Here is an 18,618-nt window from a genome sequence, read left to right on the forward strand (position 1 = left end):
GTCCCCCGACTCTGTCGTCACTTTTGTATGCAAGAACGATGCAAACGACTTACGGCATCGGCCCCTTGTAGGTGTCGCACCACTGTGCCTGCGCGGTGCAGATGGCCTGCAACCGTACCAGCTGTTCCCGCACCCGGTCCGGCGCCGTACCGCCATAGCCCTGCCGCGCCGCGACCGCCGCTTCCGGCGTCAGCGCCGCCTTGATCGAGATATCCAGCCGCGGATCGACCAGCGCCAGATCGGCAGCGGTTACATCTTCCAGGCCGATGCCGCGCTCTTCGCAGAGCCGCACCACAGCGCCGGTGATCTCATGGGCCTGGGCAAAGGGTACGCCACGACGCGACAGCCAGTCGGCCACTTCGGTGGCCAGCGTGAAGCCCTCGGTCGACTGCCGGTGCATCTCCTCGACCCGGACGGTCATGGTGCGGACCAGACCGGCCAACGCCGGCTGCACAAGCATCAAGCCATCGATGGCATCGAAGGCGGCCGCCTTGTCCTCGATCAGGTCGCGGTTATAGGCGAGCGGCAGGCCTTTCAGCGCGATCATGATGGTGTTGAGATCGCCGATCAGGCGAGCCGAGCGACCGCGGGTGATCTCGGCGATATCAGCATTCTTTTTCTGCGGCATGATCGACGAGCCGGTGGCGAAGGCATCGTCCAGCTCGATCCAGCGGAACTGGCGCGAGCACCACAGAACGATTTCCTCGGACAGGCGCGACAGATGCACGCCATGCATGGCGAGTGCGAACAGGAATTCCGCCACATGGTCGCGGTTGCCCACGGCGTCGATGGAATTCTCGGTCGCCGCCTCGTAGCCCAGTTCGACGGCAGCCAGTTCCGGATGCATGGCAATCGCCGATCCGGCCATGGCGGCCGCGCCCAGCGGCGAGCGGGCAAAGCGCTTGTCCCAGTCCTGCAGCCGTGCGATGTCGCGAGCGATGGCCTGGGCATGGGCCAGCAGCTGATGGGCGAACAGCACCGGCTGCGCCGGCTGCAGATGGGTGAAGCCCGGCACGATGGCGGTGATATTCGCTTCGGCCTGCGCCATCAGAGCCTGCTGCAGGCCGAGCATGCCGCGCGCCAGGCGGCGGGCGTAATCGCGCAGGTAAAGCCGCAGATCGTTGGCGGCCTGGTCGTTGCGCGAGCGGCCGGCGCGCAGCTTGCCGCCCAGCGGCCCGAGCCGCTCGGTCATCACGCGCTCGACGAAGGTGTGGATATCCTCGTCCTTCTCGCTCGGCGCGATGCGGCCGGCCTGCTGGTCAGCCAGGATGCCCTGCAGGGATGCGGTGATCTCGGCGCATTCCGCATCGGTCAGCAGTCTGGCGCGCTGCAATTCGCGCGCATGGGCCATCGAGGATGTGATGTCATAGGGGATCAGGCGCTGATGGCTCTGCGGCGAGCGCGACAGCGCCATCAGCGCAGGATCGGGCGGCGAGCGGAAACGGGCACCCCAGAGCCGCGTGGTGTCTTCGGTATTCTTGCTCATGGCGTCACCAGCGGGCCGGTCTTTTTGATCGACACCAGGCAAAGCATGGTGAACAGCATCTGCGCCGCGGTCTGCGCCGTCACGGTATTGGCATCATACTGCGGCGCCACTTCCACCACATCGCCGCCGACGATATCCAGGCCGGCAAGGCCGCGCAGGATCGCCAGCGCCTCGCGCGGGGTGAGTCCGCCCACCTCGGGCGTGCCGGTGCCCGGTGCATAGGCCGGATCGAGGCCATCGACATCGAAGGTGACATAGAGCGGCCCGTCGCCGATCACGGCGCGCGCCTTCGCGATCACAGCGGGGATGCCGATAGCATCCACCTCTTCGGCATGGATCACGGTCATGCCGCTCTCGACCGAGAATTCCCACAGATATTCGGCGGCGCCACGGATGCCGATCTGGATGCAGCGGTCCGGATCCAGCACGCCATCCAGCACCGCCTGGCGGAACGGGCCGCCGTGATGGAACTTGGCGCCTTCGTATTCGCCGCTGGTGTCGCAATGGGCATCGATATGCACCATGCCGAGCGGCCTGTCTTTGCCGAGCGCGCGCATGATCGGCAGCGTGATCGAATGATCGCCGCCGACCGAAAGCGGAATCACGCCAGCCGCCTGGATGCGGCGGTAGAAGCCTTCGATATCGGCATGGCAGCGATCGAGGCTGAAGCGGCTCTGCATCGGCACGTCGCCGATATCGGCAGCCTTGATCTCACCCAGCGGCGCACGCTTCAACACATGCTCATACGGCCCGATACGCTCGATATTGCGCACGGCGCGCGGGCCCAGGCGGGCACCGGCGCGGTTGGTGACGCCCAGATCCATCGGCACGCCGACGATGCAGCAGTCCAGCCCGGCGAAATCGGCATCGGACTGGATCGGCCGGTAGGGCGCACTGACGAAGGTGGCGACATCGGCGAACGGCCATTTGCGCCGTTCCGGATCGAGGAAGATCTGGGTGGCGACGGCAGCGAAATGCGGGTCGAAAATGTCGCCGCCCTTGGCGTCGCCGTATTTTGCGCGCAAGGCCTGCAGCTTAGCGGTGTCCATCGGCCCCTCGCCTCCTGACGGATATCCCATTTACGGGAGGAATTCTCTCAAACGGCCCTGTTTTCCGTTTTCATGACAACTTTGCGCTGGACGGCCACAGTTGGACAAGCGAGTTTATCGGCATGGTCCAGCGTGAGAAAAACTCTCGGAACAGCCCCGCTTCCCGTCTGCCGCCCCTGAATGCGCTCCGCGCCTTCGAAACCGCGGCCCGGCATCTCTCCATGACCCGGGCAGCCGAAGAACTGAATGTCACCCATGGCGCGGTGAGCCAGCATGTGCGGCAGCTGGAGGCGATCACCGGCGCGGCCCTGTTCGAGCGCAGCGGCAACCGCCTGCGCCTGACCCCGGCCGGCATCGCCCTGCTGCAGCCGCTGCGGCAGGCCTTCGACCTGCTGTCGGAGGCGACCCGGCAGATCACCACCGGCGAAACCGGCGGCGAGGTGGTGATCAGCGCCCCGCCGGCCCTGACCACCCTGTGGCTGGTGCGGCAGGCCGGTACGCTGCTGGCCCAGTATCCGGCCCTGCAGTTGCGCCTGGTCTCGGGCAGCGACACACGGCCGGCCCGCGCCGCGCCAATCGATCTGGCGATCCGCTATGGTGACGGCCGCTGGCCGGCGCAGATCGTCGAGCACTTAAGCGATGTGCATCTGATGCCGGTCTGCAGTCCCGACCTGCTGGCCGGGCGCGGCCTGCGCCAGGATGACTTCGCGCTGCTGGACAATGCCCCGCTGCTCTGCGCCGACAATGGCGACGAATGGGACAAATGGCTGGCCAGCAGCGGACGCGCCCGGCTGGCATCGGGGCCGCGGCATTATCTGGGCAATGCGCTGACCGCCATCGAGATGAGCGCCGCCGGTTTCGGCATCGCCATCGGCGACAATGTCACCACGTCCCGCTACCTGACTGACGGCCGGCTGGTCTGTCCGATCCAGCACAGCACACGCGCCGCCAACAGCTTCTACCTGGCGGTGCGGCCGGAATCGCAGAGCCGGCCGGCAGTGATCCTGCTGCGACAGTGGATCCGCGACAGCTTCGCGGCGATGACTCTTGCCGGTCGCTAAAGCGACCGGTGGGGATGACGTTAGCCGGCCGCTAGTTTCACCTTCTGGCGGAAGGCATGCAGCAGCGGCTCGGTATAGCCGTTGGGCTGCGCCACGCCCTCGAAAACCAGGGCCCGCGCCGCCTGATAGGCCAGGCTGGCATCGGGGTTCGGCGCCATCGGCCTGTAGAGTGGATCGCCGGCATTCTGCGCATCCACCTTGGCGGCCATGCGCTTGAGTGCCGCTTCGGCCTGTTCCCTGGTGCAGATGCCGTGCAGCAGCCAGTTGGCCATATGCTGCGAGGAAATACGCAAGGTCGCGCGATCTTCCATCAGGCCGATATCGTGGATATCGGGCACCTTGGAGCAACCGACGCCCTGGTCGACCCAGCGCACGACATAGCCGAGAATCCCCTGCGCGTTGTTGTCGAGCTCGTCCTTCACATCCTGCTCGGAGAAATTCTGCCCTGCGCTGAGCGGAATCGTCAGCAAGTCGCCCAGCGGCGGTACAGCCTGCTTCGCCACCTCGGCCTGGCGGGCGAAGACATCCACGGTGTGATAATGCGTGGCATGCAGGGTGGCCGCCGTCGGGCTCGGCACCCAGGCGGTGTTGGCGCCGGTTTTCGGGTGGCCGATCTTCTGCTCCAGCATGTCAGCCATGCGGTCGGGCGCCGCCCACATGCCCTTGCCGATCTGCGCCTTGCCCGAAAGACCGCAGGCAATGCCGATGGCGACGTTGCGCTCCTCGTAAGCCTTGATCCAGGCGCTAGAACGCATCTGCGCCTTGCGCACCATCGGACCGGCCTGCATCGCGGTATGCATCTCGTCGCCGGTGCGATCCAGGAAACCGGTGTTGATGAAGACGATGCGATCCTTCACGGCATGGATGCAGGCCGTGAGATTCGCCGAAGTACGACGCTCCTCGTCCATCACGCCGACCTTGACGGTGAAGCGCTTCAGGCCGAGCAGGTCTTCGATGGCATCGAACAGGCGGTTTGTGAAAGCCGCCTCTTCCGGCCCGTGCATCTTGGGCTTGACGATATAGACCGAGCCGGCGCGGCTGTTGGTGAAGCGGCCCTTCTTCTGCAGGTCATGCATGGCGATCAGGCTGGTGACGATGCCATCGAGAATGCCCTCGAAGGCTTCCGAGCCGTCGGGCAGATGGATCGCCGGATTGGTCATCAGATGGCCGACATTGCGCACGAACAGCAGGCTGCGGCCGGCCAGCGTGAGCTTACCGCCCTTCGCGGCGGTGTAATCGCGATCGGCCTCCAGCGCGCGGGTCATGGTCTTGCCGCCCTTGTCGAAGCTGGCTTCCAGATCGCCCTTCATCAGGCCAAGCCAGTTGGCATAGGCCGCCACCTTGTCTTCGGCGTCCACAGCGGCGACCGAATCCTCCAGATCGACGATGGTGGTGAGCGCGGCTTCCAGAATCACATCGGCGAGGCCGGCGGGATCGGTCTTGCCGATGGGATGGGCGCGGTCGATCACCAGTTCGATATGCAGGCCGTTATGCTGCAGCAGCACCGCCGAAGGATTCACCGCATCGCCGCGATAGCCGATAAAGGCGGCCGGATCCTTGAGCGCCGGCGTGAGCACGCCGTCCCTGATCGACCAGCCCTTCACATCCATATGGCTGCCTGCGGCCAATGGCACGGCTGAATCGAGGAAGGCTTTCGCCTTGGCGATCACCTTGGCGCCGCGCGCCGGATCGTAACCTTTCTTCTCATTCGGCTCATGCGGGATCGCATCGGTGCCGTAATAGGCATCGTAGAGGCTGCCCCAGCGCGCATTCGCCGCATTCAGCAGGAAGCGTGCATTCAGCACCGGCACGACCAGCTGCGGGCCGGCCATACGCGCGATCTCGGCATCGACATTCTCGCTGGCGATTTTGAACGGCGCCGGCTCGGGCACCAGATAGCCGATCTCTTTCAGGAAGGCCTGGTAGGCCCCGGCATCGAAGGCCTGGCCTTTGCGCTGCTGGTGCCAGGCGTCGATCTTCGCCTGCAGGTCATCGCGCTTCTTGAGCAGCGCGCGGTTCTCCGGTGTGAAACGGGCATAGAGATCGGCCACCCCGGCCCAAAAGGCCGTCGCATCCAGACCGGTGCCGGGCAGCGCCTGACGGTCGATAAACTCGGCAAGCGTGGCTGCAACCTTGAGGCCGGCCTTGTCTACGGTCTTGGTCATGGCGTTTCCCAAATGATTCCAAATGGTTAAATCTGATTGTAGGTAAGGATACCAGAGCCGCCATTCATTCTGTAGATGAAAAGAATTGAACGTAGTCGTTCCTTATGGGAATGAATGGCGATGGATCGCGAATACGAGCTTTTCGCCCGGGTGATCGAGACCGGCAGCCTGGCCGCCGCCGGCCGCACGCTCAACCTGTCGCCAGCCATGGTGTCGAAACGCATTGCCCGGCTGGAGGAACGGCTGGGAGCACGGCTGCTGCACCGGACCACCCGCAAGCTGGCCACCACCGAAGCCGGACAACGCTTCTATGAGCGCGTGATCGAGATTCTCTCGGCCTCGCGCGAGGCCGAAGCCCAGGTGGCCGGCGTGGCCGGCGCACCATCGGGACGTTTGCGGCTGTCGGCGCCAACCTCCTTCGGCCGCCTGCATGTGGCGCCGCATGTGAAGAGCTTCCTCGACCGCTGGCCGCGCCTGCAGATCGAACTCGACCTGACGGACTCTTACGTCGACCTGCTGGCCGAGCGGATCGACCTGGCCATCCGTATCGCGCCAGCCATCGAGCCGGGACTTGTAGGCCATCGCCTGGCGCCCAATCGCCGCGTGCTCTGCGCCAGCCCCACTTATCTGGCGCAGCATGGCGTGCCGAAAAACCTGACTGATCTGGCGCAGCACACACTGCTGGCGGCCGCGGCGCAACTGCCCTGGCGGGTGCAGGACAGCGCTGGCAAGGTGGTGACGGTGCCGGGCGAAAGCGCGGTGCGGACCAATTCCAGCGAGGTGGTGCGCGAACTGGCGGTGGCCGGACTGGGCATCGCGCTGCGCTCGACCTGGGATATCGGTGCCGAGCTGCGATCGGGTGCACTCCGCATCATCCTGCCCGGGCATCCCGGCGCCACCGATGTCAGCGTCTTCGCCGTCCATCCGGCCGGCAATTTCGTGCCGGCCAGCGTCGGCGCTTTCATCGCCCATCTGCGTACAGCCTTCGGGCCGGAGCCGGACTGGGACCGTCAGCCGGCCTGACCCCGGAACTCGACTGCCGATCGGCCGTTTCTGATGCCTACCGTCGGAGACGAGGCGACATGCTGAAATTTATCGGATGGAGCGTGCTGATCATCTTCCTGATCGGCCTGCTGGTCGTGGTCGGCTTCTTCAAGCTGATCTTCTAAAGTTCTGCCCTCAGGCCGCCGCCACGGGGTCGGACCCCGGCTCCACGACTTTCAGATGCGGCCGCTGCTCACCGCTCAGCAGCGGAAAGCGCAGACGGATGGTGGTGCCGCCATTGACGACGCTCTCCATCTCCATGCGGGCGTGAATCTGTTCGGCCAGCGCCTGCGACAGTTTCATGCCTGAATTGCGATTGCGGATGCTGGGCGTGCCGACGCCGTCATCAGACACCACCACCTCGGCCTCATTGTCATACTGACGCAGGGTGATGGTCACCATGCCCAGGCGCTCGTCCGGGAACGCGTGCTTGAGCGCGTTGGTCAGGCATTCCAGCACGATCAGCGCCACCGGCACGGCCTGTTGAATCTCGACATCGACGCGGTCGGTATCGCAGCGCACCGAGATGCCCTGTTCCGGCGGCACGATACCCGGGCTGTTGGCCATGGTACGGATGAAAGCGCCGAGATCGAGATGCGAATATTCGGCGCTGTTGTAGAGCAGATTATGCACTTCCGAGATCGCCCAGACACGCTTGCCGATCTCCTTGAGCACCGTGCCGGGATCCCCCGGCGACCGGCTGCGCATATGGATCAGTGATTGGATCATCTGCAGGTTATTGTGAATGCGGTGATTCATCTCCTTCAGCAGCGCCTCCTTGAGCGCGGCCGTCTGCTGCGCCTCATCCAGAAGCTTGCGGTCGAACTCGGCGGCGCCACGGGCACGCTCGGCCTCCACCTGCTTCATGGCACTGCTCAGCGCGATATAACCCAGCACGGAGCAGGCCAGCAGAAACAGGCTGATCGGCAGCATTTCGATCGCCACATCGGAGACCAGGCCCGCATAGGCAAAGCCATGCATGGCAAACAGCGGCAGATCGCCGATCTTCTGATAGGCATAAATGCGGCGCGTACCATCCATGCGGCCCGGCGCATCGAAGACGCCGGACGGGGCGGTGGAAATCGCCTTCATGGCCGCGCCGTCAGCCACCATCTGCACGGGTGGCGCCGCGGGATCGGGACGCACCAGAAGTTTGCCATCCTCGCGCATCAGGAAGGCTGCGGAATCCTGCGCCGTACTGATATGGGACAGGAAAGCCGTGAACTGCGTGATATCGGTGGATGTGGTCGCCAGACCCTGGAATCCTTCGCCCGGCAGCCGGGTGGCCACCGTCAGCGAGTCACGGCCGGCCGGTTGCAGCACGATGCGGTCGATGAACAGCGGGAGATCGCGGTCGCGCAGCTGGATGAAATAGTCGCGCTGACTGAAGTCCATAAAAAGCGGAAAGGTGCGGCTGCCGGCAATCAGATGGCCGCTGGCATTGATGACGCCGAGGCTGGTGGTGAAGTTCATGCCGGTATCCAGCGCGCGCAGCCGTTCATGCAATGTGAGCGGGTCGATCGCCGGATTCTCGGCCATGATACGGCCGGTCTGGTTGAGCAGCAGTTTCTGGGTCTGCACGATCCGCTGCACATACTCGCTGACGAGAGCGGCATTCTGGCGTGAATTCTCGATTGCTGCCGCTTCTTTCTGCGTCCAGGTCTGCCAGGCCCAGATGGCGCCGACCAGCAAGGGCAGCAGACCCATGCCGATCCGGAGCCACCACAGGGGCGGCGCATATGTGCCGTTACGCCACACCATCGATTTCCTTTACGGACTATGCTTTCGACTGCTTCTGCGCTGAGAGAAACATGCCGATGCGTCGCTCCACTTCTTCGAGCTCGTAGGGTTTGGGCAACAACGGCCGGTCTTCGGACAGCTCGCCCGCAACATCAGCCGCTTTCCACACGCCCGAGGTCAGAAGCACCTGCACCGCTGGCCGGTTCGCACGCAACCAGCGCGCCAGACCGAAGCCGTCCAGGTCGCCCGGCATCTGCACATCGGAAAACACGACATCGACATGGACAGAAGCTTCAAACAATGAAATCGCATCCCGTGCGTTTCCGGCCTCGATGACCGTATAGCCGCAATCGCGCAGGTGATCCGCAATCACCATGCGCACCAGCACCTCGTCTTCCGCGATCAGAATGACGGGTTTGCTCTCGGCGTCCTCGCCGTGGGGATTTTCTTGGGCCGGTGACATCATCGGACAGAACTCGCGGAAGCGGGGCGTCGGAGGATGGCAGAAGCGGCCCAAAACACCGGCAGCGCCGTCCGTTTACCCCCTCCTGGAATCAGGAGAATCGGGTTTTCGCACGGGCCGGCACAGCCGGGTTAGGATATTTTTGTGACCTTGGCCGTAACGGGTTACTCGGCCGCGACCGGCATGGCCATGCCCAGCGCCCGGGCCACTCCCGCCCCGTAGGCAGGATCGGCCTTGGCGCAGTTGGCGATATGGCGCGCCTTGATCTCGGGTGCCGCATCGCCCATGCCCCGGGCGGTATTCTCGAACAGCACCTGCTGTTGCGCCGGGGTCATCAGGCGGAACAGGTCGCCCGGCTGAGAATAATAATCCTCGTCCAGGCGGTGGTCCCAATGGGCCGCATCGCCGCGGACTGCCAGCGGCGGCTCGGCAAAAGCCTGATCGTCCTGCCACTCGCCCCGGCCGTTCGGCACATAGGTGAGCGTCGCGCCCTTGTTGCCGTCCGTGCGCATGGCGCCATCGCGGTGGTAACTGTGGAAGGGGCATTTCGGTGCATTGACCGGGATATGGTTGAAGTTGACCCCCAGGCGATAGCGCTGGGCATCGCCATAGGAGAACAGCCGCGCCTGCAGCATCTTGTCGGGCGAGAAGCCGATGCCGGGCACCACATTGGCCGGCGAGAAGGCGGCCTGTTCGACTTCGGCGAAGACATTGTCGGGATTGCGGTTCAGCTCCATCACGCCAACCTCGATCAGCGGATAGTCCTTGCGCGGCCAGACCTTGGTCAGGTCGAAGGGGTTGAGGCGATAGGTCAGCGCATCCTTTTCCGGCATGACCTGCACGAACAGGGTCCAGCGCGGGAAATCGCCGGACTCGATACTGCCGAACAGATCGCGCTGGTGCGACTCGCGGTCTGCGCCGATGACTGCACCGGCCTCGGCATCGGTCAGGTTCTCGATACCCTGCTGGGTCTTCAGGGTGAATTTCACCCAGAACCGTTCGTTATCGGCATTGATGAAGCTGAAGGTATGGCTGCCGAAGCCATGCATATGGCGATAGGTGCGCGGAATGCCGCGGTCGCTCATCACTATGGTGACCTGGTGAAGCGCTTCCGGCAGCAGCGTCCAGAAATCCCAGTTGTTGTTGGCGCTGCGCATGCCGGTGCGCGGATCGCGCTTCACGGCATGGTTGAGGTCGGGGAAGCGCAGCGGGTCGCGGAAGAAGAACACCGGGGTATTGTTGCCAACCAGGTCCCAGTTGCCTTCCTCGGTGTAGAACTTGATGGCGAAACCGCGGATGTCGCGCTCGGCATCGGCGGCACCGCGCTCGCCGGCCACCGTCGAGAATCGTACGAACAGGTCGGTCTGCTTGCCGATCTGGGAGAAGATCTTCGCCTTCGTATAGCGCGAGATGTCATGGGTGACGGTGAAGCGGCCATAGGCCCCCGAGCCCTTGGCATGCATGCGGCGCTCCGGGATCACCTCGCGGTCGAAATGTGCCAGCTTTTCAAGCAGCCAGACATCCTGCAGCAGGGCCGGGCCGCGCGGGCCGGCGGTGAGGATATTCTGGTTGTCGGCCACCGGCGCACCGGTGGCATTGGTGAGGGTTTTGCTGCGTGGGGTATCGGTCATCGTCGCGGTCCTTGGCGTCATGCCCGTCGCTGGCTGGATGGGGAGACCGCCCTCCGGAGAGGGGCGTGCCGGAGGGCGGCCTTGCGGGATGGCTGGGGAGCATCACCCCGGGGGGATGGAATCAGGCGAGTGTTTTGTGGAAAAACGCAAACGTACGGTCATTGGCCTTCTGGGCATTGGCGGCGTCGTAATGGATGCCGTTGTTGCGGGCAAAGGCGTGGCTCATGCCGGGATAGCTGTGGACATCCACCTGGGGCCGCGGCGACAGCGCATCGCGCACCACCTTCTGGGCGTCCTTGGATACGAATTCGTCTTCCTCGGCGATATGCACCAGCAGCGGATGCGCAATCCGGTCCGCCTCTGCGACCAGCTTGTCGATACCGACGCCGTAATAGGCGACGCTGGCATTGGCATCGGTGCGGGTGGCGGTCAGGTAGGCCAGCAGGCCGCCGAGACAGTAACCCATGGCGCCGACCTTGCCCGAAGCACCTTTGAGGCCACGGACATACTGCAGGGTGGCATCGATATCTTTCACACCGGCATCGACATCGAAAGCCGTGTAGAGCGCCAGCGCCTTTTTCCAGTCGGCTTCCGTCTTGTCGAACAGCTCGACATTCGGCTCCTGCCGCCAGTAGAGATCGGGGCAGATGGCGATATAGCCTCGGGCGGCAAGGTCGTCGCAGGTTGTACGCATGTCGGCATTCACGCCGAAGATTTCCTGGATCACGACAATAGCGGGGGCCGGCGTCACGGCGGGTTGCGCCAGATAGGCCGAAAAGCTGCCGTCGGGTGTGGTGATGGTGATCGTCTCGCTCATAGCATGGCCTGCTGTCGGGGAGGTGAGGAAGGAGCCCGGCGCCGCCATCGCTGACGGCGCCGGCAGACCGGATCAGGCCTTGAAGAAGGCGAGCAGGTCGGCGTTGATCACATCGGCATGGGTCGTCGCCATGCCATGCGGCAGGCCCGGATAGACCTTCAGCGTACCCTTCTTCACCAGCTTGATGGCCAGATGCGCGGAATCGGCGATCGGCACAATCTGGTCATCATCGCCATGCATGATCAGCACAGGCACATCGATCTTCTTCAGATCATCGGTGAAGTCGGTTTCCGAGAAGGCCTTGATGCAGTCGTAATGCGCCTTGGCGCCGCCCATCATGCCCTGACGCCACCAGTTGTCGATGACGCCCTGGGAAACCTTCGCGCCCGGGCGGTTGAAGCCATAGAAGGGCCCGGTCGGAATATCCAGGAAGAACTGGGCGCGATTGGCCACCAAAGCCGCACGGAAACCGTCGAACACCTCAAGCGGCAGACCGCCGGGATTCTTGTCGGACTTGACCATGACCGGCGGCACGGCGCCAATCAGAACAGCCTTGGCGACCCGGCCCTTTTCAGCGCGGGCGACATAATGCGCCACTTCGCCGCCGCCGGTGGAATGGCCGACATGAATGGCGTTCTTCAGATCGAGCGTGGCGGCCAGGGTGATGAGATCGGCGGCATAGGTATCCATCTCATTGCCGGTATAGGTCTGGGTCGAACGGCCATGACCGCGACGGTCATGGGCGAGCACGCGATAGCCCTTGTCGAGGAAGAACATCATCTGGGCATCCCAGTCGTCGGCGCTCAGCGGCCAGCCGTGATGGAACATGACCGGCTGCGCCGTCTTCGGGCCCCAGTCCTTGTAGAAGATCTCGGTGCCGTCCTTCATCGTCACGTAGCTGCTCATGGTCGTCATTCCTTTATTGGCCGTGGGAGAATTGGTGGCTGCCGCCGCATCGGTGGCGAAGGGCAGCGCCGGCAGGCCGGCAACAAGGGCCGCGCTGGCGCTCCCGATCAGGATGTCCCGGCGCGAGGCGGTCGTACAGGGCTTGCTGTTCTGGCTGGTCATCGCAACGCGTCCTTTCCCGGCAGTTCCGTTTGCATCCCGCCGATCTGTGCGGGTGATCACAGTTTGCCGATGCCGCTGCACCGAAGCCATCAGACCTAGGGTACGGGGAATTATATTTAGGTATGAGCCATCATACGGATCGGCCCTCACATGAAAGCCGTTTCTGACAGCCCCGTGTGACGGGGCTATGACCGAATTACAATCCGGGCCCAGCCACCGGCAGGCTGCAGCAGAACCGTGCGCCAGCGCCGGCCTCCGAAACATCGGCCCAGATATGGCCGCCATGGCCCTCGATGATCGAGCGGCAGATCGGCAGGCCCATGCCCATGCCGCTATCCTTGGTCGTGAAAAAGCTTTCGAACAGCTTGTCGCGATGCGCAGCCGTTATCCCCGGTCCGCTGTCTTCGACACTGACGAGAACCGTATCCGGACGCGAGAGCCGGCTCGTAACCGTAATCGTGCGATGCGGACTCTGCGCCTGTATCATCGCCTGCACCGCATTCAGCACCAGATTGACCACGACCTGCTGTAACTGGGTGCGATCACCCGGCACCGGCGGCAGATCGCGCGCCAGATCGAGCGTCAGGGCCACGCCCTGGGCCTGCATTTCATGGCGAAGGAACACCATCGCCTCCTCGATCACGTCATTGATGGCGATCGGGGCCGTTTCCGGTGCCCGACGGGTCGCCATGGTGCGGATGCGGGCAATGATATCGGCAGCGCGGCGTGCATCGGCGACCATGCGGCGCGTCAGCGTCAGCACTTCTGCCACATCGGGTTCCGAACGCGACAGCCAGCGCAGGCCGGCCTCGCCATTGGTGGCAATCGCCGCCAGCGGCTGATTCACCTCATGGGCCAGCGAAGCGGTCAGCTCCCCCAGCATCGACACGCGGGTAGCATGGGCGAAATCGGCCTGCAGCCGGTGCAGGGCCTCCTCGGCACGCACCCGCGCGCTGATATCCAGCATGCTGCACAGCACGATGCCCGCATCGCGCATTGCCGGTGGCGCCGCCATGGTGAACAGCACATCGATGATGCGACCATCAACCGTGCGCTGGCGGGCTTCCGCCTCGAAGCCGGATTTGCGGTTGAAACCGGCCACTATGCTGCCGCGGAACGCAGCGTGATCGTCCGGCGGCCAGTAGCGCGTAACAGGCCCCAGCAGGTCATCGCGGTTTTTTGCGCCCAACAGCTGCATGGCGCGATCGTTGACCTCGGTGACGATGGAAGCCTGCATGGCGGTGGCGATGAAGCCGGGATTTTGCTCGATATAGGCGTCGAGATCGGTCACGCCGGCCTGGCGCAACTCGCTGAACAGGGCATTCAGGCCGCGCGAATCCATCTGGAAACACGAGACGCCCATCGAATTGAACAGGTTGCGGTAGCGCAGCTCGCTGCGCTCCAGATCGGCAAAGGCATGCTTGCGTTCGGAGATGTCGATCACGCCGACCAGCAGGGTGCCCTTGCCCATGGTTTCGGGCGGGAAGCAGGCGGTGAACAAGGCGTCAAATTCGCTGCCGTCGATCCGTCGCAGCCGGGTCTCCGCCACATAATACGGCTTGCGCTCCAGCGTCGCCACCACGGCGGCGGCATAGACGGGGCTGCTGGCCTCGGGCCAGAACGGCTCGACGCTCTGCAGCAGCTCAGCCTTGTTGCCGCGGCCATACAGGGCCACCGTCTGGTCGTTGACATCGATGACACGGGTGGCGCGCATCATGTCGCGGACGACAGCCGGATTGTCGCGGAAATGGCGGGCAAAGTCGGTGACGCCCGCGGCATGCATGGCCTGCAGCATCTGGCCGACCTGGGAGAAATCCAGCTCCCAGAACGAAGCTGCCATCGCCTGGAACAGGTTGCGGTAGCGGTATTCGCTCTTGCGCAGGGCTTCTTCCGTACGCTTGCGCTCGGTGATGTCGCGGCCGGTTTCCACCACGGTCCGCGGCCGGCCAGCAGCGGCCGGCAGCAGCGACCAGCGGGCCTCGATCTGCACCCGCTCGCCTGCAGCGGTGGTGCGGGTGATTTCGCCCTCCCAGATGCCAGTGGTATCCAGCTGGGCTTCGATAGCGGCAAGCGGCGCGTCGTAGCGTGACTTCAGCAGTGTTTGCGCCGGCTGGCCGAGCGCATCATCGCGCTGCCAGCCGTAGAGCGCTTCGCAGGCCCGATTCCAGAACAGGATCCGTCCATCCAGGTCACGCACAAAAATGCCTTCATGGACAAGGTCCAGAAGCATTGACTGGTCCTGTGCAATGACATCATTCATTCCGTTAAGGCCCCGGTTCGATTCACGCCACAGTTTAACCCGAACCGCCGCGCAGCCCCTGCGAAAATCCCCGGCCGTCTATGCCGCCAGGGCCCGTTCGATGCAGCCCGCCAGATCGTCGGCCTTGAAGGGCTTCTTCAGCAGACAGACGGCGCCGGCCGCCATGGCCCGGTCGCGAAGGTCGGTTTCGGCCCGGGCGGTGATCATGATGACTGGCAGGCGGTAATTGCGTTCGACCAGCAGGTGCTTGAGCTCGATCCCGCTCAGGCCTGGCATCTGGATGTCGGTGATCAGGCAATCGGACGCACCGATCTCGGCCGAGCCGAGGAATTCCTCGGCTGAACCGAAGCCCCTGGCCCGGTAGCCGAACGAGCGCACCAGGCCGACCAGGGCCTGGCGGAGCGACTCGTCGTCGTCGATGATGGAAATAAGCGCCTGATCCGACACCGGCATCCCTGACCTGAACTGCCTGCGATCTGCCCGGCATCTGTGAATGTCAGGGTGTTATATAAGCGGCCCGGCCGCGCCCGGAATTATACTCAGGTATGACCGGTTTCCGGACTAATTGGCGCGCAGATTCAGGGCCTGCGCCATGCGGACAAGATCGGCCAGGCTCTGGGCTCCCATCTTGCGCATCGCTGAGCCGCGGTGGATTTTCACCGTGATCTCGCTGAGCTGCAGATCGCCGGCGACCTGCTTGTTCATCTTGCCGGCCGTGACCAGCGCCATGACCTGCTGCTCGCGCGGGCTGAGTGCCTGAAACCGCTCCTTGATAATCAGGGTGCTGTGCTGGGCGGATCGTCGACCGCGATCCTTCTCGATAGCCGCCATCACCGCATCCAGCATGTCCTGATCTCGGAACGGCTTGGTCAGAAAATCGATGGCCCCGGCCTTCATGGCCCGCACCGTCATCGGGATATCGCCATGCCCGGTCATCATGATGGCCGGCAGATGGATATTGTGCTCGGCCAGCTGGGCCTGGAAATCGAGACCGCTCATGCCCGGCAGCCGGACATCCAGCACCAGACAGCCGGGCATATCGTCCCGTTTGGCATTGAGAAAATCCTGCACCGCGCCATAGATGCGGGTCTGCAGCCCGACCGAACGAAACAGGCTGTCCAGCGCCTCGCGCAGCGATGCGTCGTCTTCAACGATATGGACTACCGCAGGTTCGGTCATGGCCAGACGCTAGCTCCCGATGAAAAAGACGGCAAGTGGCTTGCGGCCGCACCCGCCACCTCCCTTAGTCGAAATGGCCCCCGGTCGAATCAGGCCGGCGACCGGAATGGCGCTTGACGTCGTGCCGATAAACTATACCATTAGTACACTATTTATATCCGGGCGCAATATCAGCCGCGCGCCCCCAGCGGATCGGACAGACATGCCATGAGCGAGGCCGCCGCCCCCAGCTTTACCGCCCAGGAGCGGCCGATCACGCCGCTGCAGCTGCGCGATCTGTGCGTCAAGACCAATGGTCCGGCTGTCATCCGCATCCTGGTGCAATATGCGACCATTATCGCCGGCGGCGTCGCCATCCATTACACCGCGCGTCATGCCGGCATCGTCTGGGCCGCGCCGCTGGTGCTGCTGCAGGCCTATCTGATCGCCTTCCAGTTCATGACGGTGCATGAGACCGCCCACAAGACGGCGTTCCGGACGCGCAGCCTGAACGGCATGGTTGGGCATGTTTCAGGCGTGCTGATCGCCCTGCCCTATGAATATTACACCCTGTTCCACTGGGATCATCATCGCTACACCCAGGATGCTGAGCGCGATCCGGAACTGATCTTCAAGACGGTGCCGACATCGCGGCTCAAGCTGCTGTTCACTTTCACCGGCGTGTCACAGCTGCTCAAGCGCCTGCTGCTGACCCTGCGCCATGCAGTGACCGGCCGGGCTGTCATGCCCTGGATTCCCGAAGGCAAGCGCGGCCTGGTGGTGACCGAGGCCCGGCTGCATATTCTGTTCTACCTGGCGCTTCTGGCAGGCTCCATCTGGCTGCAGACCGCGGTGCTGCTCTGGACCTGGCTGCTGCCGCTCTGCATCGGCCAGCTGATGCTGCGGCCGTATCTGCTGTCGGAACATACCGGCTGCGCCACCACGCCGAGTGCGCTGGAAAACACCCGCACCACCTATACCAACGCACTCATGCACTGGTTCGCCTGGAACATGCCCTATCACGCCGAGCACCATGCCTATCCTTCGGTGCCGTTCCACGCCCTGCCCAGGCTGAACGCGCTGATCGACCACCGCATCGTACATAAAGGCCACGGTTATCGCGCGGTCATCGGCGAAGTTTGGCGCGTCCTGCGGGCTCGCGCCCTCGCGTCGTAGCAGACGTCAGTCGGCAATCAGGACGGCGGCGACCAGGTTGCGAGCATGCGCCGGGGTGACACGGCGCAAACCGAACAGGAACTGGTAGTAGATCGTACCATAAATGCGGTCGTAGAGTTCGCCGGCCGCTTCGGCCTGGCGGAACTGCCCCAGCGCCTGGCCGCGGCGGATCACCTGCACGCCGATGCTTTTTCGCGTCTTCAGGTAGCGATCGAAAAACAGCGCGCCGGAACCGGTCTTCGCCACGCATTCGGCAATCACGGCCAGCTGCACCTTGCCGAAATCACCATTCAGCGCCCTGGCATAGGCAGCGGCATGGCTTTGCAGGATGACCAGCGGATCGCCCGCATCGGCCAATGGCAGCATCAGCGAGGCCTGGCGCAGGAAGGCGTCGATCAACAGGGCTTCCCGCGATGGCCACCATTTGTAGATGGTCATCTTCGAGACCTGCGATTCACGCGCCACCGCATCCATGGTGGTGGCGCTCAGGCCCTCGTTTGCGGCGAGCTTGTATGTGGCTTCCAGGATAGCGGTTTCGAGTTCCAGCGAGCGCGGGCGACCGCGACGGGGCGGCGACGTCGAACGATCTGTCATAGCCCATCGAAGCAACCGCACCGCAGGATGTCAATTGCCCGTGGCCGATCCTGCAGCTTCAACCGGCCGAACCGGATGCGACAATTCTGCCCAGCCGCCGTGATCGACGGCAAGCGGCCGATCTGACAAGCTGAGGCATGGCCAACCTTCACATCCTCGGGGCTGCACGGACAATGGCTGGGCCGCTGCCGGCCCGCCTCGCCGAACCCTGCGACGCATGCACGGCACGCAGCCTGACGATCTGTGCCGTCCTCAGTCCCGAAGAACAGGCGATGCTGAGCGTGCTGGCGACCACGGTGAAACTCGATCCGCATCAGGTTCTGTTCAGCGAACATGACAGCGCCGATCATGTCTACAACATCACCTGCGGCAGCATTGCGCTCTCGAAATTCATGCCCGATGGCCGCCGCCAGATCACGGGTTTTCTCGGGGCTGGCGATTTTCTCGGCCTGAACACCAGAAGCGCCTATACGGTGAGCGCCGAAGCCCTGGTCACCACCCGGGTCTGCCGTTTCCCGCGCCAGGGATTTCGGCGACTGATGAGGCAGCTGCCCATGCTGGAGCATCGCCTGCTGGCTGAAGCGGAAACCGAAATCGTTGCCGCGCAGGAACAGATTCTGCTGCTGGGGCGTAAGACCGCGATGGAACGCATCGCCTCCTTCCTGCTGCTGCAATCCCGACGCCTGAAAGCCCGTGGCATGGCCGATAATCCGGTGATCCTGCCCATGACCCGGGCTGAAATGGCCGATTACCTGGGTCTGACCATTGAAACCGTCAGCCGCTGCTTCACCAAGCTGAAGACGCTGGATCTCATCGGCCTGCCGGCGCCGGATCGCGTCCAGATCAAACAGGCCGAACGCCTGCGGCTGCTCGCCGAGCCGATTTGATCCGGCCCGCCATCCGGCT

Annotated in this window: 17 protein-coding genes; 5 read left to right on the forward strand and 12 right to left on the reverse strand. The window is 63.9% G+C overall.

From position 1 onward, the window contains the following. Window positions 1-49: 49 nt before the first annotated feature. Window positions 50-1,486: an argininosuccinate lyase gene (argH, locus tag AC1ROT_RS09460; RefSeq protein WP_492998628.1), complete on the reverse strand. Its 1,437-nt coding sequence runs from the start codon at window positions 1,484-1,486 to the stop codon at window positions 50-52. Beyond that, window positions 1,483-2,535, reverse strand: a complete 1,053-nt coding sequence (gene speB / locus AC1ROT_RS09465) for an agmatinase (RefSeq protein ID WP_492998629.1) — start codon at window positions 2,533-2,535, stop codon at window positions 1,483-1,485. The genes argH and speB overlap by 4 nt, the downstream gene beginning before the upstream one ends. 122 nt (window positions 2,536-2,657) lie before the next feature. Between speB and AC1ROT_RS09470 the strand changes: the two genes are divergently transcribed. Then, complete coding sequence (locus tag AC1ROT_RS09470) at window positions 2,658-3,596, forward strand: LysR substrate-binding domain-containing protein (protein WP_492972457.1); 939 nt, start codon at window positions 2,658-2,660, stop codon at window positions 3,594-3,596. A 20-nt stretch (window positions 3,597-3,616) separates the two neighbouring features. Here AC1ROT_RS09470 and AC1ROT_RS09475 read toward each other — a convergent pair whose 3' ends face one another. Beyond that, window positions 3,617-5,761, reverse strand: coding sequence for a malate synthase G (locus AC1ROT_RS09475; protein ID WP_492998630.1), 2,145 nt, complete (start codon window positions 5,759-5,761; stop codon window positions 3,617-3,619). Window positions 5,762-5,875: 114 nt separating this feature from the next. On the opposite strand from AC1ROT_RS09475, the gene AC1ROT_RS09480 reads away from it, so the two are divergent. Next, complete coding sequence (locus AC1ROT_RS09480; RefSeq protein ID WP_492998631.1) at window positions 5,876-6,784, forward strand: LysR family transcriptional regulator; 909 nt, start codon at window positions 5,876-5,878, stop codon at window positions 6,782-6,784. Window positions 6,785-6,843: 59 nt separating this feature from the next. Continuing rightward, window positions 6,844-6,930, forward strand: a complete 87-nt coding sequence (locus AC1ROT_RS09485; protein ID WP_492972828.1) for a small membrane protein YohP — start codon at window positions 6,844-6,846, stop codon at window positions 6,928-6,930. Between the two features lie 10 nt (window positions 6,931-6,940). On the opposite strand, the gene AC1ROT_RS09490 is transcribed toward AC1ROT_RS09485, so the two are convergent. From AC1ROT_RS09490 to AC1ROT_RS09525, 8 genes are all read right to left on the reverse strand, one after another. Continuing rightward, the gene (locus tag AC1ROT_RS09490; protein WP_492998632.1) at window positions 6,941-8,566 is read right to left on the reverse strand and encodes a sensor histidine kinase; all 1,626 of its coding nucleotides are present in this window, start codon (window positions 8,564-8,566) and stop codon (window positions 6,941-6,943) included. A 16-nt stretch (window positions 8,567-8,582) separates the two neighbouring features. Then, window positions 8,583-9,011 carry a response regulator gene (locus AC1ROT_RS09495; RefSeq protein ID WP_492998633.1) on the reverse strand — a complete coding sequence of 143 codons (429 nt, stop codon included), beginning with the start codon at window positions 9,009-9,011 and terminating at the stop codon, window positions 8,583-8,585. Between the two features lie 161 nt (window positions 9,012-9,172). Beyond that, window positions 9,173-10,639: a catalase gene (locus AC1ROT_RS09500; RefSeq protein WP_492998634.1), complete on the reverse strand. Its 1,467-nt coding sequence runs from the start codon at window positions 10,637-10,639 to the stop codon at window positions 9,173-9,175. Between the two features lie 121 nt (window positions 10,640-10,760). Continuing rightward, window positions 10,761-11,456 (reverse strand): dienelactone hydrolase family protein, encoded by a 696-nt coding sequence (locus AC1ROT_RS09505; RefSeq protein ID WP_492998635.1) that lies wholly within the window; start codon window positions 11,454-11,456, stop codon window positions 10,761-10,763. 72 nt (window positions 11,457-11,528) lie between these two features. Further along, window positions 11,529-12,524: an alpha/beta fold hydrolase gene (locus tag AC1ROT_RS09510; RefSeq protein ID WP_492998637.1), complete on the reverse strand. Its 996-nt coding sequence runs from the start codon at window positions 12,522-12,524 to the stop codon at window positions 11,529-11,531. A gap of 196 nt (window positions 12,525-12,720) precedes the next feature. Next, window positions 12,721-14,754, reverse strand: a complete 2,034-nt coding sequence (locus AC1ROT_RS09515) for a PAS domain-containing sensor histidine kinase (RefSeq protein ID WP_492998638.1) — start codon at window positions 14,752-14,754, stop codon at window positions 12,721-12,723. A gap of 108 nt (window positions 14,755-14,862) precedes the next feature. Further along, window positions 14,863-15,231 carry a response regulator transcription factor gene (locus AC1ROT_RS09520; protein WP_492998640.1) on the reverse strand — a complete coding sequence of 123 codons (369 nt, stop codon included), beginning with the start codon at window positions 15,229-15,231 and terminating at the stop codon, window positions 14,863-14,865. Between the two features lie 114 nt (window positions 15,232-15,345). Continuing rightward, window positions 15,346-15,963, reverse strand: a complete 618-nt coding sequence (locus tag AC1ROT_RS09525) for a response regulator transcription factor (protein ID WP_492998642.1) — start codon at window positions 15,961-15,963, stop codon at window positions 15,346-15,348. A 207-nt stretch (window positions 15,964-16,170) separates the two neighbouring features. Between AC1ROT_RS09525 and AC1ROT_RS09530 the strand changes: the two genes are divergently transcribed. Beyond that, the gene (locus AC1ROT_RS09530; RefSeq protein WP_492972446.1) at window positions 16,171-17,118 is read left to right on the forward strand and encodes a fatty acid desaturase; all 948 of its coding nucleotides are present in this window, start codon (window positions 16,171-16,173) and stop codon (window positions 17,116-17,118) included. A 6-nt stretch (window positions 17,119-17,124) separates the two neighbouring features. Here AC1ROT_RS09530 and AC1ROT_RS09535 read toward each other — a convergent pair whose 3' ends face one another. Next, a complete protein-coding gene (locus AC1ROT_RS09535; protein ID WP_492972445.1) occupies window positions 17,125-17,712 on the reverse strand; it encodes a TetR/AcrR family transcriptional regulator in 588 nt (195 codons plus the stop codon). A 173-nt stretch (window positions 17,713-17,885) separates the two neighbouring features. Here AC1ROT_RS09535 and AC1ROT_RS09540 point away from each other — a divergent pair, with 173 nt between their 5' ends. Next, window positions 17,886-18,599, forward strand: coding sequence for a Crp/Fnr family transcriptional regulator (locus AC1ROT_RS09540; protein WP_492998644.1), 714 nt, complete (start codon window positions 17,886-17,888; stop codon window positions 18,597-18,599). The last annotated feature ends 19 nt before the right edge of the window (window positions 18,600-18,618 follow it).

It is taken from the genome of Ferrovibrio sp. GW821-FHT12E11 (genome assembly GCF_058806975.1).

Coding starts and splice junctions, on each gene's coding strand:
- argH (WP_492998628.1), bottom strand. CDS start 1,486: ATGAGCAAGAATACCGAAGACACCACGCGGCTCTGGGGTGCCCGTTTC.
- speB (WP_492998629.1), bottom strand. CDS start 2,535: ATGGACACCGCTAAGCTGCAGGCCTTGCGCGCAAAATACGGCGACGCC.
- AC1ROT_RS09470 (WP_492972457.1), top strand. CDS start 2,658: ATGGTCCAGCGTGAGAAAAACTCTCGGAACAGCCCCGCTTCCCGTCTG.
- AC1ROT_RS09475 (WP_492998630.1), bottom strand. CDS start 5,761: ATGACCAAGACCGTAGACAAGGCCGGCCTCAAGGTTGCAGCCACGCTT.
- AC1ROT_RS09480 (WP_492998631.1), top strand. CDS start 5,876: ATGGCGATGGATCGCGAATACGAGCTTTTCGCCCGGGTGATCGAGACC.
- AC1ROT_RS09485 (WP_492972828.1), top strand. CDS start 6,844: ATGCTGAAATTTATCGGATGGAGCGTGCTGATCATCTTCCTGATCGGC.
- AC1ROT_RS09490 (WP_492998632.1), bottom strand. CDS start 8,566: ATGGTGTGGCGTAACGGCACATATGCGCCGCCCCTGTGGTGGCTCCGG.
- AC1ROT_RS09495 (WP_492998633.1), bottom strand. CDS start 9,011: ATGATGTCACCGGCCCAAGAAAATCCCCACGGCGAGGACGCCGAGAGC.
- AC1ROT_RS09500 (WP_492998634.1), bottom strand. CDS start 10,639: ATGACCGATACCCCACGCAGCAAAACCCTCACCAATGCCACCGGTGCG.
- AC1ROT_RS09505 (WP_492998635.1), bottom strand. CDS start 11,456: ATGAGCGAGACGATCACCATCACCACACCCGACGGCAGCTTTTCGGCC.
- AC1ROT_RS09510 (WP_492998637.1), bottom strand. CDS start 12,524: ATGACCAGCCAGAACAGCAAGCCCTGTACGACCGCCTCGCGCCGGGAC.
- AC1ROT_RS09515 (WP_492998638.1), bottom strand. CDS start 14,754: ATGCTTCTGGACCTTGTCCATGAAGGCATTTTTGTGCGTGACCTGGAT.
- AC1ROT_RS09525 (WP_492998642.1), bottom strand. CDS start 15,963: ATGACCGAACCTGCGGTAGTCCATATCGTTGAAGACGACGCATCGCTG.
- AC1ROT_RS09530 (WP_492972446.1), top strand. CDS start 16,171: ATGAGCGAGGCCGCCGCCCCCAGCTTTACCGCCCAGGAGCGGCCGATC.
- AC1ROT_RS09535 (WP_492972445.1), bottom strand. CDS start 17,712: ATGACAGATCGTTCGACGTCGCCGCCCCGTCGCGGTCGCCCGCGCTCG.
- AC1ROT_RS09540 (WP_492998644.1), top strand. CDS start 17,886: ATGGCTGGGCCGCTGCCGGCCCGCCTCGCCGAACCCTGCGACGCATGC.